Annotated in this window: 21 protein-coding genes; 15 read left to right on the top strand and 6 right to left on the bottom strand. The window is 72.9% G+C overall.

The genetic code is table 11. From position 1 onward, the window contains the following. Window positions 1–151 precede the first annotated feature (151 nt). From ACFQ8E_RS19140 to ACFQ8E_RS19125, 4 genes are all read left to right on the top strand, one after another. Complete coding sequence (locus ACFQ8E_RS19140) at window positions 152–2,074, top strand: glycoside hydrolase family 127 protein (protein WP_430552152.1); 1,923 nt, start codon at window positions 152–154, stop codon at window positions 2,072–2,074. Between the two features lie 115 nt (window positions 2,075–2,189). Continuing rightward, window positions 2,190–3,515, top strand: a complete 1,326-nt coding sequence (locus ACFQ8E_RS19135; protein WP_430552151.1) for an extracellular solute-binding protein — start codon at window positions 2,190–2,192, stop codon at window positions 3,513–3,515. Then, the gene (locus ACFQ8E_RS19130; RefSeq protein WP_430552150.1) at window positions 3,512–4,420 is read left to right on the top strand and encodes a carbohydrate ABC transporter permease; all 909 of its coding nucleotides are present in this window, start codon (window positions 3,512–3,514) and stop codon (window positions 4,418–4,420) included. The genes ACFQ8E_RS19135 and ACFQ8E_RS19130 overlap by 4 nt, the downstream gene beginning before the upstream one ends. 1 nt (window position 4,421) lies before the next feature. Continuing rightward, window positions 4,422–5,375, top strand: a complete 954-nt coding sequence (locus ACFQ8E_RS19125; protein WP_430552149.1) for a carbohydrate ABC transporter permease — start codon at window positions 4,422–4,424, stop codon at window positions 5,373–5,375. Window positions 5,376–5,400: 25 nt separating this feature from the next. Here the strand turns inward: ACFQ8E_RS19125 and ACFQ8E_RS19120 are convergent, their stop codons facing one another. Together ACFQ8E_RS19120 and ACFQ8E_RS19115 are read right to left on the bottom strand one after the other, a co-directional pair. Beyond that, the gene (locus tag ACFQ8E_RS19120; protein ID WP_430552148.1) at window positions 5,401–5,919 is read right to left on the bottom strand and encodes a putative immunity protein; all 519 of its coding nucleotides are present in this window, start codon (window positions 5,917–5,919) and stop codon (window positions 5,401–5,403) included. Between the two features lie 37 nt (window positions 5,920–5,956). After that, window positions 5,957–6,349, bottom strand: coding sequence for a YrdB family protein (locus ACFQ8E_RS19115; protein ID WP_430552147.1), 393 nt, complete (start codon window positions 6,347–6,349; stop codon window positions 5,957–5,959). 170 nt (window positions 6,350–6,519) lie between these two features. Here ACFQ8E_RS19115 and purL point away from each other — a divergent pair, with 170 nt between their 5' ends. After that, the gene (gene purL / locus ACFQ8E_RS19110) at window positions 6,520–8,871 is read left to right on the top strand and encodes a phosphoribosylformylglycinamidine synthase subunit PurL (protein ID WP_430552146.1); all 2,352 of its coding nucleotides are present in this window, start codon (window positions 6,520–6,522) and stop codon (window positions 8,869–8,871) included. A 210-nt stretch (window positions 8,872–9,081) separates the two neighbouring features. Further along, a complete protein-coding gene (gdhA, locus tag ACFQ8E_RS19105; RefSeq protein WP_430552145.1) occupies window positions 9,082–10,419 on the top strand; it encodes an NADP-specific glutamate dehydrogenase in 1,338 nt (445 codons plus the stop codon). 92 nt (window positions 10,420–10,511) lie between these two features. On the opposite strand, the gene ACFQ8E_RS19100 is transcribed toward gdhA, so the two are convergent. Further along, complete coding sequence (locus tag ACFQ8E_RS19100; RefSeq protein WP_430552144.1) at window positions 10,512–10,997, bottom strand: Dps family protein; 486 nt, start codon at window positions 10,995–10,997, stop codon at window positions 10,512–10,514. A 103-nt stretch (window positions 10,998–11,100) separates the two neighbouring features. Then, window positions 11,101–12,036: an alpha/beta hydrolase family esterase gene (locus ACFQ8E_RS19095; RefSeq protein WP_430552143.1), complete on the bottom strand. Its 936-nt coding sequence runs from the start codon at window positions 12,034–12,036 to the stop codon at window positions 11,101–11,103. Window positions 12,037–12,102: 66 nt separating this feature from the next. Here ACFQ8E_RS19095 and ACFQ8E_RS19090 point away from each other — a divergent pair, with 66 nt between their 5' ends. Beyond that, the gene (locus ACFQ8E_RS19090; protein ID WP_430552142.1) at window positions 12,103–12,501 is read left to right on the top strand and encodes a hypothetical protein; all 399 of its coding nucleotides are present in this window, start codon (window positions 12,103–12,105) and stop codon (window positions 12,499–12,501) included. A gap of 79 nt (window positions 12,502–12,580) precedes the next feature. Here the strand turns inward: ACFQ8E_RS19090 and ACFQ8E_RS19085 are convergent, their stop codons facing one another. Continuing rightward, on the bottom strand, window positions 12,581–14,812 hold the full coding sequence (locus ACFQ8E_RS19085) for an NADP-dependent isocitrate dehydrogenase (RefSeq protein ID WP_430552141.1): 2,232 nt from the start codon (window positions 14,810–14,812) through the stop codon (window positions 12,581–12,583). 170 nt (window positions 14,813–14,982) lie between these two features. Between ACFQ8E_RS19085 and ACFQ8E_RS19080 the strand changes: the two genes are divergently transcribed. After that, window positions 14,983–16,479 carry an RNB domain-containing ribonuclease gene (locus ACFQ8E_RS19080; RefSeq protein ID WP_430552140.1) on the top strand — a complete coding sequence of 499 codons (1,497 nt, stop codon included), beginning with the start codon at window positions 14,983–14,985 and terminating at the stop codon, window positions 16,477–16,479. A gap of 28 nt (window positions 16,480–16,507) precedes the next feature. On the opposite strand, the gene ACFQ8E_RS19075 is transcribed toward ACFQ8E_RS19080, so the two are convergent. Next, window positions 16,508–16,945: a YybH family protein gene (locus ACFQ8E_RS19075; protein ID WP_430552139.1), complete on the bottom strand. Its 438-nt coding sequence runs from the start codon at window positions 16,943–16,945 to the stop codon at window positions 16,508–16,510. A 284-nt stretch (window positions 16,946–17,229) separates the two neighbouring features. Between ACFQ8E_RS19075 and ACFQ8E_RS19070 the strand changes: the two genes are divergently transcribed. The 7 genes from ACFQ8E_RS19070 (at window position 17,230) to ACFQ8E_RS19040 (ending at window position 26,352) form a co-directional block, all read left to right on the top strand. Then, window positions 17,230–18,978: an ABC transporter substrate-binding protein gene (locus ACFQ8E_RS19070; protein WP_430552138.1), complete on the top strand. Its 1,749-nt coding sequence runs from the start codon at window positions 17,230–17,232 to the stop codon at window positions 18,976–18,978. A 74-nt stretch (window positions 18,979–19,052) separates the two neighbouring features. Then, window positions 19,053–20,048: an ABC transporter permease gene (locus ACFQ8E_RS19065; RefSeq protein ID WP_430552137.1), complete on the top strand. Its 996-nt coding sequence runs from the start codon at window positions 19,053–19,055 to the stop codon at window positions 20,046–20,048. Then, window positions 20,041–21,045, top strand: coding sequence for an ABC transporter permease (locus ACFQ8E_RS19060; protein ID WP_430552136.1), 1,005 nt, complete (start codon window positions 20,041–20,043; stop codon window positions 21,043–21,045). The genes ACFQ8E_RS19065 and ACFQ8E_RS19060 overlap by 8 nt, the downstream gene beginning before the upstream one ends. Further along, window positions 21,042–21,968, top strand: a complete 927-nt coding sequence (locus ACFQ8E_RS19055) for an ABC transporter ATP-binding protein (protein WP_430552135.1) — start codon at window positions 21,042–21,044, stop codon at window positions 21,966–21,968. The genes ACFQ8E_RS19060 and ACFQ8E_RS19055 overlap by 4 nt, the downstream gene beginning before the upstream one ends. Further along, the gene (locus ACFQ8E_RS19050; protein WP_430552134.1) at window positions 21,965–22,780 is read left to right on the top strand and encodes an ABC transporter ATP-binding protein; all 816 of its coding nucleotides are present in this window, start codon (window positions 21,965–21,967) and stop codon (window positions 22,778–22,780) included. The genes ACFQ8E_RS19055 and ACFQ8E_RS19050 overlap by 4 nt, the downstream gene beginning before the upstream one ends. A 193-nt stretch (window positions 22,781–22,973) precedes the next feature. Further along, window positions 22,974–23,348, top strand: a complete 375-nt coding sequence (locus tag ACFQ8E_RS19045) for a sterol carrier family protein (protein ID WP_430552133.1) — start codon at window positions 22,974–22,976, stop codon at window positions 23,346–23,348. Between the two features lie 193 nt (window positions 23,349–23,541). Next, a complete protein-coding gene (locus ACFQ8E_RS19040; RefSeq protein WP_430552132.1) occupies window positions 23,542–26,352 on the top strand; it encodes an ExeM/NucH family extracellular endonuclease in 2,811 nt (936 codons plus the stop codon). The last annotated feature ends 41 nt before the right edge of the window (window positions 26,353–26,393 follow it).

Genomic DNA, 26,393 nt, shown 5'->3' with positions numbered 1-26,393 from the left:
CTCCTCTGCTTTCCTGCTGTTCCGCCGACCGGCGGCCGGCCGTGCCGATGGTACGCGATTTCGCCTGTCGGGACAGCGGTTGACGGCTTCGGCAACGCTCCCTACGGTAAGGAAAACGGATTCCTAGTTTCCTTCCTCGAGGGAGAGGTGCATGACGACCACGACGTTCGGGACCGTCCGCGGACCTGCCGAGCCCACCGCTGCGGCGGTGGCGACCCTGCGACCGCTGCCGCCGGGTAGCGCGACCCTCGACGGCGGGCTGTGGGGCCACCGGCTCCGCGTGAACCGCGAGGCGTCGGTGCCCGAGGGCCTGGGGCACCTGCGGGAGTACGGGAACCTGCGCAACCTCGAGATCGCCGCCGGGCTGGCCGAGGGCGAGGCGCAGGGGCCGATCTTCGCGGACTCCGACGTGCACAAGTGGCTCGAGGCCGCGGCCTGGGAGTACGGGCGCGAGCCCGACGAGGCGCTGCTGGCCGACATCCTCGAGGTGACGCGCGCCGTCGCGGGCGCCCAGGCCCCCGACGGCTACCTCGACTCGGTGCCGCAGCTGCGCGGCGTCGAGCGCTACTCCGACCTGCCGTGGAGCCACGAGCACTACTGCGCGGGCCACCTCATGCAGGCGGCGGTGGCGCAGGTACGGGCGACAGGCCGGCGCGAGCTGCTCGACGTCGCCGTCCGCCTGGCCGACCACCTCGTCGAGACGTTCGGCGACGGCGAGGGACAGCTGCGCGAGGTCGACGGGCACCCCGTGATCGAGACCGCGCTCGTGGAGCTCTACCGGGAGACGGGGACGCGCGCGTACCTGGACCTGGCGTCGTGGTTCGTCGAGGCCCGCGGCACGGGGATCGTCGCGGCCCACGGCAAGCAGCCCACCTACTTCTCCGACCGGGTGCGCGTCCGCGAGGCGACGACCGTCGAGGGGCACGCCGTGCGCGCCGTCTACCTCGGCGCGGGCGCCACCGACGTCGCGGTCGAGACGGGCGACCGCGAGCTCCTCGCGGCGCTCGAGGCGCAGTACGCGGCGATGGTCGACGGCAAGCAGTACCTCACGGGCGGGCTCGGCTCCCGCTGGGACGGCGAGTCGTTCGGCGACCCGCACGAGCTGCCCAACGACCGCGCCTACGCGGAGACGTGCGCCGCCATCGGCGGGGTGCAGTGGGCGTGGCGCCTGCTGCTCGCGACCGGCGACGCGCGGTACGCGGACCAGATCGAGCGCATGCTGCTCAACGGCTTCCTCTCCGGGCTCTCCCTGGGCGGCACCGAGTACTTCTACGTCAACCCGCTGCAGGTGCGCTCCGGCGCGCACGCGGAGGAGGAGCGCAACCCCGCCGCCGGGCGCCGGCCGTGGTTCGGCTGCGCCTGCTGCCCGCCGAACATCATGCGGACGCTGTCCAGCCTCGAGGGCTACCTCGCGACGTTCACCGACGACGCGCTCCAGCTGCACCAGTACGCGCCCGGCACCATCGCCGCCGCGCTTGCGGGGGGCACGCTGCGCGTGCGCGTCGAGACGCAGTACCCGTACCGGGGTCGCGTGACGCTGCACGTCGAGGAGGCACCCGCGGGCGCGGGTCTCGCGCTGCGGATCCCGGGCTGGGCCGAGGGCGCCACGCTCGACGGCGCCCCGGTCGCGGCGGGCGCGTACGCCACGGTGGGCCGGCCGCTCGCGGCGGGCGACGCCGTCGTGCTGGAGCTGCCCGTGACGCCCCGCCTGACGGCCGCCGACCCCCGGGTCGACGACGTGCGCGGCTGCGTCGCGATCGAGCGCGGCCCGCTGGTGTACGCGCTGGAGCAGGTGGACCAGGAGCCGGGCGCCGTCGTGGACGACGTCCTGATCGACGTCGCCGGACCCCTGGGCGAGGAGGACCGCCCCGACCTGCTGGGCGGTGCCGTCGTCGTCACCGCCACCGGCACCGTGCAGGGCCGGCCCGCGACCGAGCCGGGCGACGGTCCCTACCGCCCGGCGACGACGGCTGCCCCGGCCGTCACCGGCACCGTGATGCTGCGGGCGGTCCCGTACCACCTGTGGGCCAACCGCGGCCCGCAGGCCATGCGGGTCTGGATCCCCGTGGCCTGACCGGCAGCACCACTCGCGGGGCGCCCGGGCACGGGCGCCCCGCCCCCGCGGGCAGCGCCGCCCGCGGGCAGGACCTGGAGGACACGGCGCCCGACGGGCGCGGAGGAGGAGAGCGATGGAGCTCACCAGACGGCAGCTGCTCGCGCTGCTCGGCGTGGGCGGCGCGACGGCCGCCACCGGGGTCGGACTGGCCGGGTGCGCGAGCCCGGTCACCGCCGTCGACGTCGGTGCCCCGGGGTTCGGTGGGGGTGCCCGCGGCACGGTGGAGATGTGGTGCCGCTCGGACACGGTCAACGGCGTCCAGGCCGTGGTCGACGCGTTCCACGCGGCGCAGGACCGCGTCCGGGTGCGGCTCACGCCGATCCAGAACGGTCAGTACGTCACCAAGGTCGCCACGGCGATCCGCGGTGGCCGGGTGCCCGACGTCATCGACATCGACGACATCTACTCGACGATGTTCGCGTTCCGCGACGTGTTCACCGACCTCACGCCACTGGTGGAGGACCTCGCCCTCGGCGACGCCCTCAGCCCCGGCCACCTCGCCCTCGCGACCAAGGACGGGAAGCACTACGGGGTGCCCTTCCTCGGCGACTTCTCGGTGCTGTTCTGCAACACCGAGCTGTTCGACCGCGCCGGCCTGGACGTCGACGAGCACACGGCGTCCTTCGACGGGATCCTCGAGGCCGCCCGCGCGATCGCCGCGCTCGACGACGACACCTACGCCTGGTCGTTCCCCGGCAACGCGTCCGGCGCGCTGGGGTTCACCGTGCAGCCGCACGTGTGGGCCACGGGCACCGACCTCATCGTCGGCGACGTCGGCGACCAGCGGGGGAACGTCGCCGGCAACGAGGCGCTGCGGCGCACCCTCGACCTCGAGCGCACGCTCTGGGACGAGCAGCTGGTGCCGCCCGGCTGCTTCGCCGACGATGCCTCGCGCTGGTCGGCCGACTACGTCGCCGGACGGCTCGGGATGTTCCCGGGCGGCTACGGCGTCGTCGCGCCGAACGCGTCGCCCGAGCTCCTGGAGCGCAGCCGCGTGGTGCTGCTGCCCGGGCCCGACGGCGGCCGCGCGTTCTTCGACGGCGGCGACAACCTGTGCATGCCCGCGGGCGGGAAGAACCCCGAGGGCGCGACCGAGCTGATCCGCTTCGCCGTTGCCCTCGAGCAGCAGGCGCGCATGCCCGACGGGTTCTACTCGCCGATCCGTTCCGACGTCGTGACGCCGGAGTTCGAGGCCGAGCACCCGCTCGTCACCCCGACGCTGAAGTCGCTCGACGCGGGCTACGCCCCCACCACGCTCGCCTACAACCTCATCTACAACCAGCAGGACGGGCCCTGGCTGCGCATGTTCCGCCGGGCCGTCTTCGACGGGGAGGTCGATGCCGCCATGGACGAGGCCCAGACCACGTACGACCGCATCCTCCGGCAGGCCCAGGCATGAGCGCCGCGGCCGTCGCCCGGCCCGCACGACGCCACGGCACCCTCACCCACCCCGCCCGCACCGGCCTGCTGCTCGTCGCGCCGGCGGTCGCGTTCGTCGTCGTGTTCGTGCTGGTGCCGCTCGTCTCCGCCGTGGGGATCTCGTTCACCAACCTCCCGCTCATCGGGACGTGGCGGTTCGTCGGCCTGGAGAACTACGCGTCCGTGCTCACGGACCCCACGTTCTGGCGGGCCGTCGGCTACACCCTGCTCTACACCGCGATCGTCACGCTGCCGATCCTCGCGCTCGGCTACACGCTGGCGGTGGTCGTGCGGTCCAACCGCCGCGGCGCCACGGTGCTGCGCACGATCTTCTTCGTCCCGTACGTCATCGGCCTCACGACGCTCAGCTTCCTCATGCTGCTCGAGGCGCAGCCGAACAGCGGCATGGTGAACGTGGTGCTCAAGGCCCTCGGGATCACCGACGGCTCGACGGCGTGGCTCGTCGACGGGCCGCTCGCCACCGGGCTCCTGTGCGTCATGGTGATCTGGGCGGTGTCGGGCCTGACGATGGTGCTGCTCATGTCCGGGATGCAGGGCATCCCGCGCGAGGTCTACGAGTCCGCGGAGCTCGACGGCGCGTCCTGGTGGGTGCGGGAGCGCTCGATCACGATCCCCATGCTGCGGCGCACCATCGCCATGACCGTCGTGCTGTCGGTCATCGGGTCGCTGCTCGCGTTCACGCAGTTCTACATCCTGACCCAGGGCGGCCCGGGATCGGACACCACCACCGTGGTGATGGCGATCTACCGGCGGGCGTTCGTGCAGCTGCAGCTGGGGGCGGCGACGGCGATGTCGCTCGTCCTGGTCGTCATCACCGGACTGGTCACCGCGGCGCAGTTCTGGCTGCTGCGGGAGAGGAGCTGACATGGCGGTCACGACGAGCGCACCGGGCACGACCGGGCTGGGTGCACCGGGCGGGAGCTCCCGCGGCACGAGCCCGGGCCGCGGGTCCTCGCCCGGCGCGGCGGGGCCGGCGTCCGGCCCCGAGCGCGACACGCGCGTGCGCCGCACGCTCTACGCGGTCGGCGGCATCCTCGCCGCCCTCGTCTTCGTGGTGCCGCTGCTGCTGGCGCTGGTGCGTTCCGGCCAGCCGGGCGACGTCGTCGTCGCCGCGCCCGACGGGCGCTTCCTCGACCTGTCGTGGGTCAACTTCCGGCTGATCCTCGACCAGCCGGAGATCTGGCGCGGCATCGTGAACTCCGTCGTCGTGTCGGTGTCGACGGCCGTGCTCACCGCCGTCCTCGCGACGCTCGCCGGCTACGGGTTCGCCAAGTTCGGCTTCCGCGGGCGGGGCCTGCTGTTCGGGCTGGTGCTGGTGACGCTCATGGTGCCGTTCCAGGCGATCCTCACCCCGCTGTACCTGCAGATGAACGCCATGCGGCTCACGGACAGCCTGTTCGGCCTCGTGCTCTTCTACACGACCGTGAACCTGCCGTTCTGCGTCTTCGTCATGCGCAACGCGTTCGAGTCGGTGCCCGGCGAGATCGAGGACTCGGCGCACGTCGACGGCGCGGGGACGGTGCGCATGATCGTCTCCGTGCTGCGGCCCCTCGTGCTGCCCGGCGCCGCGACCGCCGCTCTGTACGCGTTCCTCGCCTCGTGGACGGAGTTCCTCGGGGCGCTGACGTTCCTCACCGACTCGTCGCTCTACACGCTGCCGGTGTCGCTGGTGAACCTGCAGCAGGGTGCCTACGGCCAGGTGAACTTCGGGCTCCTGGCCGCCGGGTCGGTGGTCGCGATGATCCCGTGCGTGGTGCTGTACGTGGCGCTGCAGCGGTACTACGTGGCGGGGCTCGCATCGGGGTCGGTCAAGGGCTGACCCGTCGGCCGGGGGCTGGTGGGCGTCAGTCGTCGAAGACGTCCCAGCAGATCGCGGAGCGCGCCCGCTGGTCGTCGAGGACCAGGTCGAGCAGCTCGGCGGGCACCTGCTCCCGCTGCCAGTCCCGCTCGGCGAGGCGGACGACCTCCCTCTCGGGCCCCGGGGCGGCGGCGCTCGCGGCCCGGACGGCGTAGGCGGCGGCACCCAGGTCGTGCGCCGGGACGTGGGCCACGGCGACGGCCTGCCCGGCCGCGAGGGCCGCGAACCGTGCGGGGTCGGGCCGGCCCTTGCCGGCGGCGTTCGCGACGAAGGCGGTGCGGTGCGCCTCCCGCATCGGCACCTCGCCCCGGATCCACCCGCGGGCGACCTCGAGGGCGTCGCGCGGGCGGGCGTCGTCGGGCGCCTCCCGCTCGAAGAGCGGCAGCACGTGGTCGGCGCAGGCCACCGCCCACTCGGCCAGCATCCGGTGGTGGTCGTCGGAGAGGGACCCTCCCCGGCGCACGGTGATCAGCCGGGGGTCGCGGTCGGTGGGCAGGATCGGCACCGACCCATCCTGCCCGGTTCCCGCCCGGCGCGGGAGGTCACGACCTCCGGGTCAGCGCGAACGCGAGGACGCCGACGGCGGCGACCCCGAGGCCCCATCCGGGCAGGCCGGACGCCGCGGCGAGCGCTCCCGCCACCACGAACAGCGCGGCCTGCACGACGAACCGCGCGGGCTGGCGGAGGCGGCCCGGCGCGTTCCGTGCCAGCCACCGCCCCCAGACGGCCACCGCGACCGCGGGGAGCCCGACGGCCAGCAGGACGCCGGTGACGACGGTTGTCGCGCCGTCGCCCACCTGGGAGCCGAGGCGCCAGCCGGACACGGCCAGGAGCGCCAGCAGCGCGAGCTCGCAGGCGAAGGCGAGGAGGTCGGCGGGCCCGACTCCCCGCGCGTCCGCCGGGTGCGCCGGTCCGTGCCCCTCGGGTGCGGTCATGCGCGCACCCTAGCGGCGCCGTCGGGAGTGCCGGCGGGCGCCGGTAGACTGGCGGCGCGCCGCGAGGCGCCCCCGCACGGACCGACGCCGGATACCGGCACCCCGCGGTGCGGTGATCACCCGGTCCGAGCCCTGAGCTCTGCAGTACTCGCGCGACCCGAGGGAAGTTGATGACCGCCGCTGCCGACCGTGCTGAAGCCGTGTCCGCCCCCCGCCCCCAGCTGGACACCGTCGAGAACGCCGCGTCCACGCCCGACGAGGCCCAGCCGTACGCCGAGCTCGGCCTCAAGCCGGACGAGTACCAGCGCATCCGCGACCTGCTCGGGCGCCGCCCCACGGCTGCCGAGCTGGCCATGTACTCGGTGATGTGGTCCGAGCACTGCTCGTACAAGTCGTCCAAGGTGCACCTGAAGAAGTTCGGCGACCGGGTCACCGAGGAGATGAAGGAGCACCTGCTCGTCGGCATCGGCGAGAACGCGGGCGTCGTCGACGTCGGCGACGGCTGGGCGGTGACCTTCAAGGTCGAGTCGCACAACCACCCGTCGTTCGTGGAGCCGTACCAGGGCGCCGCGACCGGCGTCGGCGGCATCGTCCGCGACATCATCTCGATGGGCGCGCGCCCCGTGGCCGTCATGGACCAGCTCCGCTTCGGCGCCGTCGACCACCCGGACACGGCGCGCGTCGTGCACGGCGTCGTGTCGGGCGTCGGTGGCTACGGCAACAGCCTGGGCCTGCCGAACATCGGCGGCGAGCTCGTCTTCGACGGCTCGTACCAGGGCAACCCGCTCGTCAACGCGCTGTGCCTCGGGGTGCTGCGTCACGAGGACATCCACCTCGCCAACGCGTCCGGCGTCGGCAACAAGGTGGTGCTGTTCGGCGCCCGCACGGGCGGGGACGGCATCGGCGGCGCGTCGATCCTCGCGTCGGAGACGTTCGAGGACGGCGTGCCGGCCAAGCGGCCGAGCGTCCAGGTGGGCGACCCCTTCATGGAGAAGGTGCTCATCGAGTGCTGCCTGGAGCTCTACGCCGCCCAGGTGGTCGAGGGCATCCAGGACCTCGGGGCCGCGGGCATCTCCTGCGCCACGAGCGAGCTCGCCTCGAACGGCGACGGCGGCATGCACGTCTGGCTCGACGACGTGCTGCTGCGCGACCCCACCCTGAACGCCGGCGAGATCCTCATGTCGGAGTCGCAGGAGCGCATGATGGCGGTGGTCACGCCCGAGAAGCTCGAGCAGTTCCTCGCGATCACCGGCAAGTGGGACGTCGAGACCGCCGTCATCGGCGAGGTCAACGACTCCGGCCGCCTCACCATCGACCACCACGGCCAGCGGATCGTGGACGTCGACCCGAAGACGGTCGCGCACGAGGGCCCGGTCTACGAGCGCCCCTACGCCCGCCCGGCGTGGCAGGACGGCCTGCAGGCCGACACCACCGTGGCCGCCGGTCTGGCCCGCCCCACCTCGGCCGACGACCTGCGCGCCACCGCGCTGCGCCTGCTCGCGTCGCCGAACCTCGCCTCCAAGGCGTGGGTCACCAACCAGTACGACCGCTTCGTGCAGGGCAACACGGCGCTCGCCCAGCCCGACGACGGCGGCGTGGTCCGCGTCGACGAGGCCACGGGCCGCGGCGTCGCCCTCGCGACCGACGCGAACGGCCGCTACGGCAAGCTCGACCCGCGCACGGGCGCCCAGCTCGCGCTCGCGGAGGCGTACCGGAACGTCGCGACGGCCGGCGCCACGCCGCTCGCCGTGACGGACTGCCTCAACTTCGGCTCGCCGGAGCACCCGGACTCGATGTGGCAGCTCGTCGAGGCGATCGAGGGCCTCGCGGACGCGTGCCAGGAGCTCGGCGTCCCGGTCACGGGCGGCAACGTGTCGCTGTACAACGGCACGGGCGAGCCCGGCCAGATCGACTCCTCGATCCACCCGACGCCGGTCGTCGGCGTGCTCGGCGTCATCGACGACGTGCGCACCGCGGTGCCGTCGGGCTGGCGCACCGAGGGCCTGTCGATCCTGCTGCTGGGCCGTACCGCCGACGAGCTGGACGGCTCCGCGTGGGCCGACGTCGAGCACGGGCACCTGGGTGGCCTGCCGCCGCGCGTGGACCTGGCGGCCGAGCGCGCGCTCGCCTCGGCGCTGGTCGAGGCGCGCGAGCAGGGCCTCGTCGCCGCCGCGCACGACCTGTCCGAGGGTGGTCTCGCGCAGGGGCTGCTCGAGGCGTCGCTGCGCTACGGCGTCGGCGCCGACGTCGCGCTCGACGGCGTCACCGGCCGCGACGGCGTGACGCCGTTCGCCGCGCTGTTCAGCGAGTCCACCGCGCGCGCCCTGGTGGCCGTCGACGCGGAGCACGAGTCCGAGCTCGTCGCGGTGGCCGAGGCCGCCGGCGTGCCGGTGCTGCGCCTCGGTCGCACCGGCGGCGAGGAGCTGGCCGTGGCCGGTGGCTTCGACGGCGAGACCTTCACGGTGTCGCTCGCCGAGGCCCGCGAGGCGCACGAGGGCACCCTGCCGCGCATCTTCGGCTGACCACGCGACCCGCTTCGAGCGGGCGTCCCGCCCTGTTGCGCGACCGGTACAGGGCCGGACGCCCGCTCGCGGCGTGTCGGGCGGGCACCAGGCGACGTCTCGGGGCGTGAGACGTCGTCTCGGGAACGTCTAGGCTGCGATGGTCGTGCGTGTGCCGTGCCGCCCTTGGGGCCCCGCGGGCGCGCTCCCCAGAACTCGGGAGGAGCCCCCATGGAAGACCGTCTGCAGCCTGTGTTCGCCGAGGTGCTGCGTCGCAACCCCGGCGAGGTGGAGTTCCACCAGGCGGTACGAGAGGTCTTCGAGTCGCTGGGCCCGGTGCTGCGCAAGAACCCGCAGTACGTCGAGGCCGCCGTGCTCGAGCGCATCTGCGAGCCCGAGCGGCAGATCATCTTCCGCGTGCCGTGGGTGGACGACACGGGCCGCGTGCGGATCAACCGCGGCTTCCGCGTCGAGTACAACTCGGCCCTCGGCCCGTACAAGGGCGGCCTGCGCTTCCACCCCTCGGTGTACCTGGGGATCGTGAAGTTCCTCGGCTTCGAGCAGATCTTCAAGAACGCCCTCACCGGCCTGCCGATCGGCGGCGGCAAGGGCGGCTCCGACTTCGACCCGCGCGGCCGCTCCGACGGCGAGGTCATGCGGTTCTGCCAGTCGTTCATGACCGAGCTGTACCGCCACATCGGCGAGTACACGGACGTGCCCGCCGGTGACATCGGCGTGGGCGCCCGCGAGGTCGGCTACCTGTTCGGCCAGTACAAGCGGATCACCAACCGCTACGAGTCCGGCGTGCTCACCGGCAAGGGCCTCACCTGGGGCGGCTCGCTGGTGCGCCGGGAGGCCACCGGCTACGGCGCGGTGCTGTTCGCGCAGAGCATGCTCGGCACGAAGGGCGAGAGCCTCGACGGTCGCCGCGTCTCGGTGTCCGGCTCGGGCAACGTCGCGATCTACGCGGCCGAGAAGGCGCAGCAGCTCGGCGGCCGCGTGATCACGTTCTCCGACTCGTCCGGGTACGTCGTCGACGAGGCGGGCATCGACCTCGACCTGCTCAAGGAGGTCAAGGAGGTCCAGCGCGGCCGCGTGTCCGACTACGTCGACCGGCGCCCCGGCGCCCGCCTGGTGTCCGACGGCAGCATCTGGGACGTCCCGACGGACGTCGCGCTGCCCTGCGCCACCCAGAACGAGCTCTCCGAGGCCGACGCCAAGCAGCTCGTCGCGAACGGTGTGCTCGCCGTCGCCGAGGGCGCCAACATGCCGACGACCCCGGAGGCCGTGGCCCTCCTGCGCGACGCCGGCGTGCTCTTCGGCCCGGGCAAGGCCGCGAACGCGGGCGGCGTCGCGACGTCGGCGCTGGAGATGCAGCAGAACGCCTCGCGCGACTCGTGGAGCTTCGACTACACCGAGTCCCGCCTCGCGGAGATCATGACCGGCATCCACGACAGCTGCCTCGCCACCGCCGAGGAGTACGAGGCGCCCGGCGACTACGTCGTCGGCGCCAACGTCGCCGGCTTCACCAAGGTGGCGGACGCGATGATCGCCTTCGGCGTCATCTGACGGTCCGCAGCACGCACGACGACGGCGCGGCCCCCGGTGGGGGACCGCGCCGTCGTCGTGAGCGGGAGGGGCGCAGCGGCCCGTGCCGTCGATCAGACCTCGGTGTTCTCCGACGAGATCATCCAGGCCTGCTTCTCGAGGTCCGTGATGATCTCGTGCAGCAGGTCGGCCGTGGTCGGGTCCTCGGCGTCGACGTCGTCGTGCACCTCGCGGGCGACCTCGACGGTCTGCGCGACGCGCTCGACGATCGCGTCGACCGTGTCCTCGACGGAGACCAGGCCGGCGGGGTAGGGCGACAGGTCGGTCGTGGTGGCGACGGTCTCGGTGCGGCCGTCGGGCACGGCCTGGAGGGCGCGGAGCCGCTCGGCGACGGTGTCGCTGTGCTCCCGCGCGACGTCGACCAGCTCGTCGAGCTGGAGGTGCAGGTCGCGGAAGCCGCGGCCGGTGACGTTCCAGTGGGCCTGCTTGCCCTGGACGTGCAGGTCGACCAGCGCGACGAGCACGCGCTGCAGGTGGGCGCGGAGCTTGTCGGACGCCTCGGCCCGCGGAGTGTTGCGCTTCATCGTGGGAGTGGTCATGGGTGTGAACCTCGCTTCCGGTGACGATCGCTCTCTTGAACCATTCCAGGTTAAGGAGCCTTCCCGGCGACCGCCAGCAAGGGCAGGCGAGCCTTGGTCGTCGTCAGGGTGTGCCGGTCACGAGGTCGAGCACCGCCGTCGCGAACGACCGGGTGAGGGCGGGGGAGTGGTCCGCCCCGGCGATCGACCACAGCTCGACCGTGGCGGCGCCCGAGCACCCGGCCCATGCCGTCACGGTGGTCTCGGCACCGGGGACCGTGCCGTCGAGGTCGCGCCGGGCGGGGGCGGTGGCGGGTGCCGTCGCGCACCCGTCGAGACGTGCCCATCCGGCTGCCGACTCCGCCGCCGACGGATAGGCACGACCGTCGCGCAGGCCTCCGCCCGCGCGGATCACGGGGTCGTCGGCGCCGTGCGCCTGCACCACGGTCACCGGCCGCGACGGCCGGCAGGTACCGTCGTCCGCCGGCATCGCGCCCGCGAGCGACACGGCGACGGACACGAGGTCGGCGTGGTCGCAGGCCGTGCGGTAGGCCATGAAACCGCCGTTGGAGTACCCGACCACCGCGACCCGGTCCGGGTCCACGGCGTACGTGGCCACGAGCGTGCGGATCACCTGCGCCAGGTAGGCGGAGTCGTCGACGCCGGCGCGGTCGACGCCGCAGCAGGCGTCGGTCGCGTTCCAGAACCGGCGTCCGTCGGGCCCCTCGGTGCCCTCGGGGAGGGCGTAGAGCACGCCCCGCGCGAGAGCCTCGTCGCGCAGCCCGAGCCGGGCGTCGACGCGCGCGGCGTCGGAGCCGTAGCCGTGCAGGACGACGAGCAGGGGCGCGGGGTCCGCGGCGTCGTACCCGTCCGGCACGTGCACCTCGACGGGGCGGCCGGCGACGTCGAGCGCGCCGACCGCGCCGGCCGGCAGGGGCTCGACGGCGGCGAGCACCAGGGGCTGCGCGTCCGTCTGCGGTGGGGTGGCGGAGCTGCAGGCCGCCAGGAGCAGCGTGACCAGCGCGACGATGGTCGCCAGGAGTGGGCGGTGCGCCGGCATGCCGTCGATTGTCGCGTGCGCGCGACGCCCGGCATAGGCTGAAATCGGTGCAGAGGTGGTGCTCCGATGACGTGGCAGCTGGCGCTCGTGACGGCGTCGTTCGCGCTGGTCGCGACCGTCGCCGCCCGGTCGTGGCTGCGTTCCGACGCCCACCGTGACGCCGTCGCCCGCCGTGCGCACCGTCGTCGTGCCCCCGCCGCCGACCCGCTCCTGACGCTCACCGTCCAGGTGCGGCTGGGGGAGCTGGCGCGCGAGCTGCGGGCCATCGACGACGACCCGCAGGTCTACGCCCGCGCGCACCACGCCCGCGCCGCGCAGGGCGCGTACGACGCCCTGCTGCGCGAGGCGTGCCGTCTCGCCGGGCTGAGCGTCGTCGACCTGCCGATGCGCGCCGGCGAGCGCGCCGAGTCCGCCGAACGGCTCCGCGAGGAGCTGGAGCTCAGCGCCCGCGGCTGGTCCTGGTGACCCCTCGAGGTGGTCGGGAACCCCGCGAGGTAGCTCGCCTTTGCCGAGCTACCTCGCGGAGTCCGGGACCACCTCGACGTCAGAGGGCCTCGAGCGCCGTGTTGAAGGTGGCGGACGGGCGCATCACCGCGGCGGCCTTGGCGGCGTCGGGGCGGTAGTAGCCGCCGATGTCGGCGGGCGAGCCCTGGACGCCGACGAGCTCGTCGACGATCGTCCGCTCCTGCTCGGCGAGCGACGCCGCGAGCGGGCCGAACGCGGCGGCCAGCTCGGCGTCGTCCGACTGCGCGGCGAGCTCCTGCGCCCAGTACAGGGCGAGGTAGAAGTGCGAGCCGCGGTTGTCGATGCCGCCCACGCGACGCGTCGGGGACTTGTCCTGGTCGAGGAACGTGCCCGTGGCGCGGTCGAGGGTGTCGGCGAGCACCTGGGCGCGCGCGTTGCCGGTGACGGTCGCGAGGTGCTCGAACGACGCGGCCAGCGCGAAGAACTCGCCGAGCGAGTCCCAGCGCAGGTAGTTCTCCGCGAGGAGCTGCTGCACGTGCTTCGGGGCGGAGCCGCCGGCGCCGGTCTCGAAGAGGCCGCCGCCGTTCATCAGCGGCACGACCGACAGCATCTTGGCCGACGTCCCCAGCTCGAGGATGGGGAACAGGTCCGTGTTGTAGTCGCGCAGCACGTTGCCGGTCACCGAGATGGTGTCGAGCCCCTGGCGGATGCGCGCGAGGGAGAACGCCGTCGCCTCGGCCGGCGCCATCACGTGGATGTCGAGGCCGTCGGTGTCGTGGTCGCCCAGGTACTCCTCGACCTTGGCGATGAGCTGCGCGTCGTGGCCGCGCTGCGCGTCGAGCCAGAACACGGCGGGGGAGCCGGTGGCGCGGGCGCGGTTCACGGCGAGCTTGACCCAGTCGCGGATCGCGACGTCCTTGGTGGTGCAGGCGCGCCAGATGTCCCCGGCCTGGACGTCGTGGGAGAGCAGCACGTCGCCTGCCGCGTTCACGACCTCGACGGTGCCGTCGGCGGGGATCTCGAACGTCTTGTCGTGCGAGCCGTACTCCTCGGCCTTCTTGGCCATGAGGCCCACGTTGGGCACGGAGCCCATCGTGGCCGGGTCGAGGGCACCGTTCGCGCGGCAGTCGTCGATGACGGTCTGGTAGACGCCGGCGTACGACGAGTCCGGGATGACGGCGAGCGTGTCGTGCTCCTTGCCGTCGGGGCCCCACATGTGGCCGCCGCCGCGGATCATCGCGGGCATGGACGCGTCGATGATGACGTCGGACGGCACGTGCAGGTTGGTGATGCCGCGGTCGGAGTCGACCATCGCGAGCGCCGGGCCGTCGGCCAGACCCTGCTCGACGGCGGCGCGGATCTCGGCGCCGTCGGGCAGCGTGTCGACGGTCGCGAGGAGCCCGCCGAGGCCGTCGTTGGGGGAGATGCCCGCGGCCTTGAGCTGGTCGCCGTACTTCTCGAAGAGGGCGGGGAAGAAGGCCTGCACCACGTGGCCGAAGATGATCGGGTCGGAGACCTTCATCATCGTGGCCTTGAGGTGCGCGGAGAACAGGACGCCCTCGGCCTTGGCGCGGGCGACCTGCTCGGCGAGGAAGGTGTTCAGCGCGGCGACGGACATGAAGGTCGCGTCGACGACCTCGCCGGCCTCGACCTTCAGGCCGTCCTTGAGGACGGTCGTGCCGGCCGGGGTGACCAGGCGGATCGTCAGGGTGTCGTCCGCGGGGACGACGAAGGACTTCTCGTTGGAGAAGAAGTCGTCGGAGCCCATCGTCGCGACGTTCGTCCTCGAGTCGGCCGACCAGGCGCCCATGCGGTGCGGGTGCGCCTTCGCGTAGTTCTTCACCGACGCGGGGGCGCGACGGTCCGAGTTGCCCTCGCGCAGCACCGGGTTCACGGCCGAGCCCTTGACCTTGTCGTACCGGGCGCGCACGTCCTTCTCGGCGTCGGTCTGCGGGTCCTCGGGGTAGCTCGGGACGTCGTAGCCCTGGGCCTGCAGCTCGGCGACCGCGGCCTTGAGCTGCGGCACGGACGCCGAGATGTTCGGCAGCTTGATGATGTTGGCGCCGGGGGTGGTGGCCAGCTCACCCAGCTCGGCGAGCGCGTCGCCGATGCGCTGGTCGTCGGTGAGCCGCTCCGGGAACTGGGCGAGGATGCGGCCCGCGAGGGAGATGTCGCGCGTCTCGAGCGTGACCCCGGCCTGGGCGGCGTACGCCTCGACGATCGGGAGGAACGAGTACGTCGCGAGCAGCGGCGCCTCGTCGGTGTGCGTGTAGATGATCGTGGCGGCCTCGGGCCGGGACTCGGTGGTCATGCGGCGATGCTCCCTTGGCAGGGCAGTGGTGGACGAGAGATTGTTTGACATCAAGATATCTGGCCGCGGCGGAGCCTGTCGAAAACGCGGGCGCACTCCGTCGCCGTGCCGTGCCTCACGGTCCGGACCCTCGCCGCGCGGCCCGGGGCGTGCGCCGTTACCGTCGAGCCGTGCCGACGCGTCAGCTCCATCTCGCCCAGGCGGGCCCTGCCGAGGTCGCCGACGCCCTCGCCGCGCTCCGCGCCGAGGTCGGCCTGCCCGCCATGTTCCCCGCCCAGGTGCGGGAGGAGGCGGAGAAGTCCGCCGCGGAGGGCGGGTCCGCCCTCGGCGGCAAGAGCCGGCGGGGCCGTCAGGACCGCCGCGACGTCGAGCTCGTGACGATCGACCCGCCGGGCTCGATGGACCTCGACCAGGCGGTGCACGTCGCGTCGTCGGGGCGCGGCTACATCGTCCGGTACGCCATCGCGGACGTCGCCGCGTTCGTTCGCCCGGGCGGCCCGCTCGACGCCGAGACGCACCGTCGTGGCACCACCGTCTACGGCCCGGACGTGCGCACCCCGCTGCACCCGCCCGTCCTGTCCGAGGGTGCCGCGAGCCTGCTGCCCGACGAGGACCGGCCGGCGGTGCTGTGGACGATCGGGCTCGACGCGGACGGCGAGATCACCAGCAGCTCCGTGACCCGCGCGACCGTGCGGTCGCGTGCCCGCCTCACCTACGGCGAGGTCCAGGGCCAGCTCGACGCGGGGACGGCGTCGGACTCGTTGTCGCTCCTGGCGGACGTGGGTCGTCTGCGGCAGGAGCGCGAGCGGGACCGCGGTGGGGTGTCGCTGGAGGTCCCCGAGCAGGAGATCGTGCCGGGGCCGGACGGGTCGTTCGCGCTCGAGCTGCGCCGCACCCTCCCGGTCGAGGGCTGGAACGCGCAGATCTCGCTGCTCACCGGCATCGCCGCGGCGGCCATGATGCGCGAGGCGGGCGTGGGCCTGCTGCGCACGTTGCCCCCGGCGGACGACCGGGACGTCGCGCGCCTGCGCCGCACGGCCGCGGCCCTCGGCATCGACTGGCCCGACGAGGTCTCGTACGCACAGCTCGTCCCGACCCTGGAGTCCCGCCGGCCCGCGCACGCGGCCTTCCTCGCCGAGGCGACCTCGCTCTTCCGCGGCGCCGGCTACCTGGCGTTCGGCGTGCCGGGGCCCGACGGCGCACTGCCGGTCGCGCTGCCCGCCGACGCCCGGCACGCGGCGATCGCGGCCGAGTACGCCCACGTGACGGCGCCGCTGCGGCGGCTCGCCGACCGCTATGCCGCCGAGGTGTGCCTCGCGCACGCCGCGGGCAAGGAGCCGCCGGCCTGGGTCACCGAGGCGCTGCCCGACCTGCCCGAGACGATGGCGGCGGCCTCCCGGACGGCGGGCGCCTTCGAGCGCGGCTGCGTGGACGTCGTCGAGGCGGCGCTGCTCGCCGGCCGTGAGGGAAAGACCTTCTCCGGCGTCGTCGTCGACGTGCGCGGCGACGGCAAGGACGACGGCCCGCAGCGCGGCGAGGTCATGCTCGAGGACCCGGCGGTGCGGGCCCGCATCGAGGGGGCCGAGCTGCCGCTCGGCGAGCGCGTCCGGGCCACGCTGGCCGAGGCTTCGGTGCCCGACCGGCGGGTGCTCTTCACGCTGGGCTGACCGGACCCCTGGGGCCCGGCGCCCACGGTCAGGGCTCGAGGTCCGTGGCCGCGGCCCCGGTGCGGACGTCCACGGGCACGGACACCTGGTCGTGGGCGACCAGCCAGCGGTCGTCGTCGCGGCGCAGGCCGAAGGTCCCGCGGACCCAGGTCCCCGGCACAGGCGTGCCGTCGGCGAGGGTGCCGCCGAGCCGGCCGAAGGCGTGCCCGAAGGCGACGTGGTCGTCGACGGTCAGGGCGAGGTCGCGCAGCTCGTAGTCGACGGTGGCGAAGGTGTCGAACACCCGCACCCAGTTCCGCAGCTTCGCGTCGATGCCGACGTGCTGCAGCGGGGGCTCGACGTCGAACGAGACGACGTCGGGCGCGTAGATCTCGCGCACCGCGTCGAGGTCCTTGGCGCGCAGGGCGCCGACGAGCGACTCCAGCAGCTGCCGGATCGCGTGCTCGTGGTGGTGGGTCGCGGTCATGGTCGCTCCTCGGGTCAGGGAGTCTCGGTCGAGGCGAGGACCGGGCCTCACCCGACCGACGTCGGCGGGCGCGGAGACGTGACGGTCCGGGACCTGCCGCGGCCGACCTCGTCCTTCCCGCAGTCCGGCTCCCCGGGCCAGAGCCGCAGGTGACGGTTTGATAACACTCCTGCCTTATAACGATTCAAGGTCTGGCGCTGCCCCCGTGAGTATTCGTTAAGGTTCCTTCCCTAAGCGTGAGCGATCGCGGCGTGAGGGTGCGCTGCCGACTGGAAGGACCAACGATGATCCGAGGGAAGATCCGCGGACGGTGGCTCGCAGCCGCCGCCGCCCTGACGAGCGTGACCCTCCTGGCCGCCGGGTGCTCCGGTTCCGCCGAGGGCGGTGACGGTGGCGACGCCACCAGCGCCCCTGCCGCGGAGGGTCAGGCCACCGACCGCGAGCTCGTGGTCTGGGCCGGTTCCCAGACCCCGATCACGCCGAACTTCAACCCCTACAACCCCGCGGCCGTGCTGCACCTGGCCAACGGCGGCATCTACGAGCCGCTGTTCGTCTACAACAAGATCGCCGACGAGCCGCCCACGCCGATGCTGGGCCTCGAGTGGGAGTGGAACGAGGACGGCACGGAGCTCACCGTGAAGCTCCGCGAGGGCGTCCAGTGGAACGACGGAGAGCCGTTCACCGCCGACGACGTCGTCTACTCCTTCACGAACGAGACCGCCAAGCCGCCGTACCTCAAGGACGCGAAGGCCAGCGACGACACGACCGTCGTCTTCACGTTCGACGGCCCGTCGTTCACGAACGAGTTCGCGATGCTCGGCAGCACGCTCATCGTGCCGAAGCACGTCTTCTCCGAGCACGAGAAGGACTCGGGCGAGGACGGCGACGGCAACGCCCTCACCGGCCTCGTCGCGTGGGCCAACGCCGAGAACCCGGTCGGCACCGGCCCGTACATGGTGAACACGACGTCGGCCGCCGCGTACACGGCCAAGGCGAACCCGAGCTACTGGGGCGGCGAGCCCAAGATCGCCAGCCTGCGCTACATCGGCATCGACTCGAACCAGTCGGCCGAGGACCTGCTGAGCACCGGCCAGATCGACTGGGCCACGATGTTCGTGCCGGATCCCGACCGCATCACCGCCTCGGGCGTGTACGGCTACCTCAACACCCCGAAGGACCCGACGGTCCTGTACACCTGCGCCAACGAGGACCGGGGCTGCGAGGGCGAGCAGACCGACGTCGCCGTGCGGCAGGCGCTCAACCTCGCCGTCGACCGCGGCACGATCAACGAGAAGGCGTTCGTCAACCTGGCCAAGCCGGTCTCGCCGACGTACGCGCTCCTCGGCCGCGACGACAAGTGGATCGCCGACGGCATGCCCGCCGAGGCCCCGCAGGCGGCCGACCCGGCCGCCGCCGCGAAGATCCTCGAGGACGCCGGTTACACCAAGGACGCCGACGGCTTCTACGGCAAGGACGGCAAGGCCGTCGAGCTGACGCTGGCCTCGCCCGACGGGTGGACCGACTACAACAACGCCGCCAAGCTCATCGAGGAGCAGGCCCGCGAGGCCGGGCTCAAGGTCGTCGCGACGACGATCTCCGAGGCGGAGTACGGCGACCAGCGGTTCTCGGGCAAGTTCGAGCTGCTCGTCGGCGGCGTCGTCGGCACCTCGATCGCCGACCCGTACCAGATCTACCGCGACTGGTTCACGGGCGACTTCACCCAGGACGTCGGCACCGCGCTCGGCTCCGGCGAGTGGAACTTCTCCCGGTACGACAACCCCGAGGTCAACGACGCGGTCCAGACCGCCAGCGAGACCAACGACGAGGCCGTCAAGAAGGAGGCCTACGCCGTCGTCCAGGAGCACCTCGTCGAGGACCTGCCGTTCATCCCGCTCGTCGTGAATGCCACCCAGACCTTCTACAACCAGAAGGACTACACGGGCTGGCCCACGGAGGAGAACCCGTACGCGTTCCCGCCGGCCTGGGAGAACCCGTCGTCCGGCCTGGTGCTGGGCAAGATCGCCGGCAGCTGACGCGCCAGCCGGCACCGCACGAACGACTCGAGGAGGAGCCGAATGCTCTCGACGACGAAGGGGGGCGTGACCCCGTGACCTTCTACCTGCGACGACTCGCGTTCTACGCGATCACGCTGTGGGCGGCCATCTCGCTGAACTTCCTCATCCCGCGCCTGCTGCCGGGTGACCCGTTCACGATTCTCCTGGCCAAGCTCCAGCGCAGCGGTGGGATCTCGCCGTCCGTCGAGAACAGCATCCGGCTCCTCCTCGGAGCCGTGGAGGACCAGACGATCTGGGAGCAGTACGTCCACTACTGGGGCAACCTGTTCCGCGGCGACCTCGGGGTGTCGGTGACCCAGTTCCCCACCCCCGTGACCGAGCTGATCGCCGGGGCGCTGCCCTGGACGATCGGGTTGGTCGGCACCGCCACCGTGATCTCGTTCGTCCTGGGCATCGGGCTCGGCGCGTTCGCCGGCTGGAAGCGTGGCACCTGGGTGGACAGCCTGATCCCCAGCACCACGATGATGCAGTCGCTCCCGTACTTCTGGGTGGCGCTCCTGCTGATCTTCGTGTTCAGCGTGACGCTGGGCTGGTTCCCCATCATCGGCGCGTACGACGTGTTCACCTTCGACGCCCCGGAGTGGAGCTGGGCGTTCGTCGGCTCCGTGCTCTACCACGCGTTCCTGCCGGCGCTCACGATCGTCATCTCGGCGGTGGGCGGCTGGCTCCTCGGGATGCGGAACATGATGGTCTCCACCCTCTCCGAGGACTACATCACCACCGCGGAGGCCAAGGGCCTCCGGCCGCGTCGGATCTTCATGACCTACGCGGTGCGGAACGCGGCGATGCCGTCGCTCGCCGGGTTCGGCGTCTCGCTCGGGTTCGTCGTCGCGGGCTCCCTCGTGATGGAGCAGGTCTTCACCTACCCCGGCGTGGGCAAGCTCATGATCCAGGCGGTGCGGAACAACGACTACGCCCTGATGCAGGGCGTCTTCCTGGTGATCACGCTCGCCGTCCTCGCGGCGCTCTTCATCATGGACCTGATCTACGGCTTCATCGACCCGAGGACGCGGAGCAACAATGGCTGATCGACGCAAGCGCTTCGCGCTGAACTGGTCGGGCAAGCTGATCGCCGGGGTCGTCATCGTCGGTGCGATCCTCCTGTTCGCGCTGATCGGCCCCTTCTTCACGCAGGACCCGCGCGACTCCGACAACCCGGCGCTGCTGCCGCCCGGCCCGGACCACCTGCTCGGCACCTCGAGCCTCGGCTACGACATCCTGGCGCAGCTCGCCGAAGGGGCCCGCGGGTCGCTGATCGTCGGGATCACCGCCGGCCTCATCGCGGTCGTGCTCGCCCTGTTCTTCGGCGTCGTCGCCGGGTACCTGCGCGGGTGGACGGACGAGATCCTGTCGCTCGTCACCGGGATCATGCTCGTGATCCCCGGGCTCCCGCTGATGATCGTCATCGCCAGCTACCTGCCGGTGCGCAGCCTGTGGATCGTCGCGCTGATCCTCGGCATCACCGCGTTCGCCGGCCCCGCCGTGGTGCTCCGGTCCCAGGCGCGCTCGCTGCGCGTACGGGACTACGTCGCCGCGGCCCAGGTGGCGGGGGAGAAGACACCCCGCGTCATCCTCGTCGAGGTGCTGCCCAACCTGCTGCCGCTCCTCGCGGCCCAGTTCCTGTTCGCCGTCCTGCTGGCCATCCTCGGCGAGGCCGGCCTGTCCTACCTCGGCCTCGGCCCGAACGGCTCGATCACCTGGGGAACCATGCTGAACGACGCCCAGGGCGGCGGGGCGCTCACCCGCGGCGCCTGGTGGTGGTTCGTGCCCCCGGGTCTCATGATCGCCCTCTTCGGGTGCGGGCTCTCGCTCATCAACTTCGCGATCGACGAGGTCATCGACCCGAAGCTCCGCACCGCCCCCGCCGCCGCCAAGCGCGTCCGCAAGGCGCGCAAGGCCGGGCTCGACAAGCTCGGCACGAGCAGCGGGACCGCGGCGCCGGCCGTCGGTTCGCCGTCGGACCCCGACCGTGACGACCGCTCGGACGACGAGACGACCGAGGAGAAGGAGAGGGTCGAGGCATGACCGTCACGTCGACGCCGACCGCACCCCTGACGTCCGCCGCCCACGACGAGTACCTCGCGGGGCTCGAGCCCGTGCTCACCGCACGCGACGTCTCGATCGAGTACGAGGTCACGCCGCCCGTGCACGCGGTCAAGCACGCGTCCCTCACGCTGCACCGCGGCGAGATCCTCGGCCTGGCGGGGGAGTCGGGCTGCGGCAAGACGACCCTCGCCTACGGCCTCAACCGCCTGCTCAAGCCCCCGGCCATCCTCCGCACCGGAGACGTGACGTTCCACGACGCCGACGGGTCGGACATCGACGTCGTGGGCCTCACCGGCGACTCGCTCCGGGCGTTCCGCTGGGACAAGGTCTCGATGGTGTTCCAGGGGGCGATGAACTCCCTCAACCCCGTGATCAGCGTGCGCAGCCAGCTCCACGACGTCATGACCACCCACCGCCCCCAGATGACGAAGGGCGAGCGGGAGGACCGCGCCGCCGAGCTGCTCCGGCTGGTGGGGGTCGACCCCGTCCGGCTCGACAGCTTCGCGCACGAGCTGTCCGGCGGCATGCGCCAGCGCGTCATGATCGCCATGGCTCTGGCGCTGGGCCCGCAGGTCATGATCATGGACGAGCCGACGACGGCGCTCGACGTCGTCGTCCAGCGCGGCATCCTGCGCGAGATCATGCGCCTGCGCGAGCGGTTCAACTTCGCCGTCGTCTTCATCACCCACGACCTGCCGATGCTGCTCGAGATCAGCGACCGGATCGCCGTCATGCGGGCGGGCGAGATCGTCGAGATCGACACCGCCGAGTCCATCTACCTGCGGGCCCAGCACCCGTACACGAAGAAGCTGCTGTCGTCGTTCCCGAGCCTCACCGGCGAGCGGGGCTCCTTCGTCCGCGGCGACGCCCGGTCGGCGGCCGCAGAAGGGGAAGAGTCGTGAGCACCCTCGAGGTTCGTCACCTGATCAAGGACTTCAAGCTCAAGAAGGGCAAGCTCCGCGCCGTGAACGACGTGTCGTTCACGCTCGAGCCCGGCAAGACCATCGCCGTGGTGGGCGAGTCCGGTTCCGGCAAGTCGACCGTGGCCCGCATGATCGCCCAGCTCGAGACGCCGACCCGCGGGGAGATCCTGCTCGACGGCGCACCGATCGGCCGCCGCGGCCGGGCTATGGCGGCGTACCGCCACCAGGTGCAGATGGTGTTCCAGGACCCGTTCGCGTCCCTGAACCCGTACCACTCCGTGGCGCACCACCTGGAGCGCCCGCTGAAGATCCACGGCGTGGCCAAGGGCGCCGGCCTGACGCCGGCCGTCCACGAGCTGCTCGAGCGCGTGAACCTCACGCCCGCGGAGGTCTTCGCCGCCAAGCAGCCGCACGAGATGTCCGGCGGCCAGCGGCAGCGCGTCGCCATCGCCCGGGCGCTCGCCCCTGGCGCGCGCTTCGTCATCGCGGACGAGCCCGTCTCCATGCTCGACGTGTCCATCCGGCTCGACGTCCTCAACCTGCTCGCCCGTCTGCAGCGCGAGGAGCAGCTCGGCGTCCTGTACATCACCCACGACCTCGCCACCGCCCGCCACTTCAGCGACGAGATCCTCGTGATGTACCGGGGGGACGTCGTCGAGCGGGGGCCCTCCGACGACGTCATCCTCGACCCGCAGCACGAGTACACCAAGACGCTGCTGGCGGCCGCCCCCGACCCCGCGCGGCACGGGCGGCTGCGGGACGAGGTGCGGGCGGAGCTGGCTGCTTCCTGACGGTCGCTGCCCGTGGTTGCGGCCGCGCGGGTCGGGGATGGCGTCGCGCGGACGCGTTCACGGGCGCCAGGGCGCCCTCCACTTCGGGAGGGATACGTCCTCGCGACGCCATCCCCGACCCGTGCTCGTTCGTCGGCCCGCTCGGGTCAGGGTCAGGAAGCTGCCAGCCGGTGGGTTGGCCTAAGGTGCTGGCGTGCCTGCGCGACGACGGACCGAACCTGCTGCCGGACGGGCGGCCGTGGCCGCGTGGCTGGGCGGCGACACCTCGCGGCCGGTCGTGACGACGGCGGTGCGGTTCACGCTGGAGGAGCTGGCCGACGTCGCGCCCGGGAACTCGGTGGAGGTGCGGGTGCCGCCCGCCGGGGCCGTGCAGGCCGTGGCCGGGCCGCGGCACACGCGTGGGACGCCGCCCAACGTGGTGGAGACGGACGTCGAGACCTGGCTCGGGCTCGCGACCGGGCGGCTGACGTGGGACGACGCCGTCGGGTCCGGGCGGGTGAGCGCCTCGGGGGAGCGGGCCGACCTGTCCGGGCTGCTGCCGCTCCAGGCCGCCCGGCCCCGCCCCTGACCGGACCGACGAGGCCGGGGAGTCGGCGGGCCCCATGGCGCGCGGGTGTCGGTCCGGTCCGCTACGTTCGGCGGCACCGGGCAGGCACGCACCACGACAGCCGGACGACGACGTCCCGTGACGTGGGGTTCAACAACGGTTCACGCGGGTCTGCTGAGGTGACGTCACCCACGTCCGCCGCGAAGGAGCCACCGTGAGCCCTACCCGTCCCGCCCGTCATCGAGGACCGTTCGCGGCCGCCGCCGCGGCCGCGCTCGTCCTCCCCCTGGGGGCCGCCCTCGCCGCCCCGGCGTCCGCCGCCGTCTCGCCCGACGCCCCCGTCGTCATCGACGAGGTGTACGGGGGCGGCGGCAACAGCGGCGCCGCGTTCAACCAGGACTTCGTCGAGCTGTACAACCCCACGGACGACGCCGTGTCGCTCGAGGGCTGGTCCGTGCAGTACGCGTCCGCGGCCGGCACCTGGGCCAACGGGGCCCAGACGAACCTCTCCGGGGAGATCCCGGCGGGCGGGTCGTTCCTCGTCGCGCAGGCGCTGGGCGGGAACACGGCGCTGCCCGCGCTGCCCGCCCCCGACGTCACCGGCACCATCGCGATGTCCGGCACCGGCGCCAAGGTCGCGCTGGTGCGCTCGACCGACCGCCTCTCCTGCGCGGGCGCCGACTGCGCGGCGGCCGAGGCCGTCGTCGACCTCCTCGGCTGGGGTCCGACCGCCAGCGCCTTCGCGGGCTCGGGACCGGCGCCCGCGACGACGAACGCGACGTCCGTCGCGCGCCGCGACCACGCGCACACCGCCGACAACGCGGCCGACTTCGCCGCCGGGGCGCCGACGCCGACCGCGAGCGGCACCGACCCGGGCACCGACCCGGGCCCGGGCGAGGACGCGACGATCGCCGAGATCCAGGGCACCGGCGCGACGTCGCCGCTGGCCGGGACGACGGTGACGACCACCGGCGTCGTGACCGCCACCTACCCCACGGGCGGCTTCGACGGGCTCTACCTCCAGACCGCGGGCAGCGGCGGCGACCCCGCCGACGACGCGACGCCCGGCGCCTCCGACGCGGTGTTCGTGTACTCCCGCGCCGCCGCGGCCGAGCTCGAGGTCGGCGACCACGTGGAGGTCACGGGGAAGGTCAGCGAGTACTCCGGCCTGACGGAGGTCACCGCCGACGCGTGGACCCTGCTCGACGAGCCTGGTGCCGTCGAGCCGCTCGCCACGACCTGGCCCGCGACCGACGCCGAGCGCGAGGCCCTGGAGGGCATGCTGCTCGCCCCGCAGGGCGACTTCACCGTCACGGACAACTACGACACGAACTTCTACGGCACCATCGGGCTGGCCGCGGGCGACGCGCCGCTGGTCCAGCCGACCACGGCGGGGCGCCCCGGGTCCGTCGAGGCGAAGCAGCAGGCCGAGGACAACGCGGCCCGCGCCGTCCTGCTGGACGACGGCTCGTCGACCAACTACAGCTCGGCCGCGAACTCCTCCCAGCCGCTGCCGTGGCTGACCGGCGGAGACCCGGTCCGCGTCGGCGCCGCCGTGACGTTCACGAAGCCCGTCGTCCTCGACTACCGCTTCGACGCCTGGGGGCTGCAGCCGCAGCACCGGCTCACGCCCGACGTCGCCGCCGACGTCCAGCCCGCCACGTTCGAGGACACGCGCGAGGCGTCGCCGCAGGACGTGGGCGGCACCCTGCAGGTGGGCACGTTCAACGTGCTGAACTACTTCACGACGACCGGCGACCAGCTCACCGGATGCCGGTACTACACCGACCGCGCGGGGGACCCGGTCACCGTCCGTGACGGCTGCGACGCCCGCGGCGCCGCGGAGGCCGAGGACCTGGAGCGGCAGCAGACCAAGATCGTCGCCGCGATCTCCGCCCTGGGGGCGGACGTCGTCGGGCTCGAGGAGATCGAGAACTCCGCGGCGTTCGGCAAGGACCGCGACCAGGCGCTGTCCGACCTCGTGGACGCGCTCGACGCGCACGACGGCGCGGGCACGTGGGCGTACGTCGCGTCCCCGGCCGACCTCCCGGACAGCGAGGACGTGATCCGCACGGCGTTCGTCTACCGGACCGCGGGCGCCGAGCCCGTCGGGGCCTCCCGGATCCTCGACGACCCGGAGGCGTTCGGCAACGCGCGCCAGCCGCTGGCGCAGGTGTTCCAGCCGGCCGGCGGTGTGGACGCGGACCCGGGCGACGACGTCGTGGTCATCACCAACCACTTCAAGTCGAAGGGGTCCGCCGGCCCGTGGCCCGGGGACGAGGACACGGGTGACGGCCAGGGCGCCTCCAACGAGTCGCGCGTGCGGCAGGCGACCGCGCTGGTCGCCTTCGCCGACGACGTCGCGGCGGACGCGGGCACGGACGCCGTGCTGCTCGTGGGCGACCTCAACTCCTACGAGCAGGAGGACCCGGTCGTGGTCCTCACGGACGCCGGCTACACGGACCTCGGGCCCACCACGGGCGAGTACACCTACGCGTTCGACGGCGCGGTCGGCTCGCTCGACCACGCGCTCGCGTCGTCGGCCCTGCTCGACCGGGTGACCGGCACCGACATCTGGAACGTCAACGCGTACGAGCCGGTGGCGAACGAGTACAGCCGCTACAACTACAACGCGACGATCCTCTACGACGAGACGCCGTTCCGGTCGTCGGACCACGACCCGCTGCTCGTCGGGCTGGACCTGGTGCCGTCCGCGCACGCGTGGGAGGCGAAGGCCACCTACGGCAAGGGCGACCGGGTCGCCTTCGAGGGCGGGCTCTTCGAGGCGCTGTGGTGGTCGCGCGGCGACCGCCCCGGGGCGTCGGCGTACGGGCCGTGGGCCGAGGTCGGGGCCCCGGTCGTGACGTCGGCCGGGACCTTCCCGGCGTGGACGGGAACCTGGGTGTACGGCAAGGGCGACGTCGTCGTGCACGACGGGCACCGTTGGCAGGCGCAGTGGTACTCCCGGCACGACGAGCCCGGCGCGACGTCGTGGGGCCCCTGGAAGGACCTGGGAGCTGCCTGACGGGCGGCCGTCGGGTGCCGGCAGGTGGCTTAGGCTCGAGG

This window comes from Isoptericola sp. NPDC056573 (genome assembly GCF_042793335.1).
Lineage (GTDB): Bacteria > Actinomycetota > Actinomycetes > Actinomycetales > Cellulomonadaceae > Isoptericola.
Note: the sequence above shows the minus strand (reverse complement) of the source record. Positions and strands in the feature narration are given on the sequence as shown.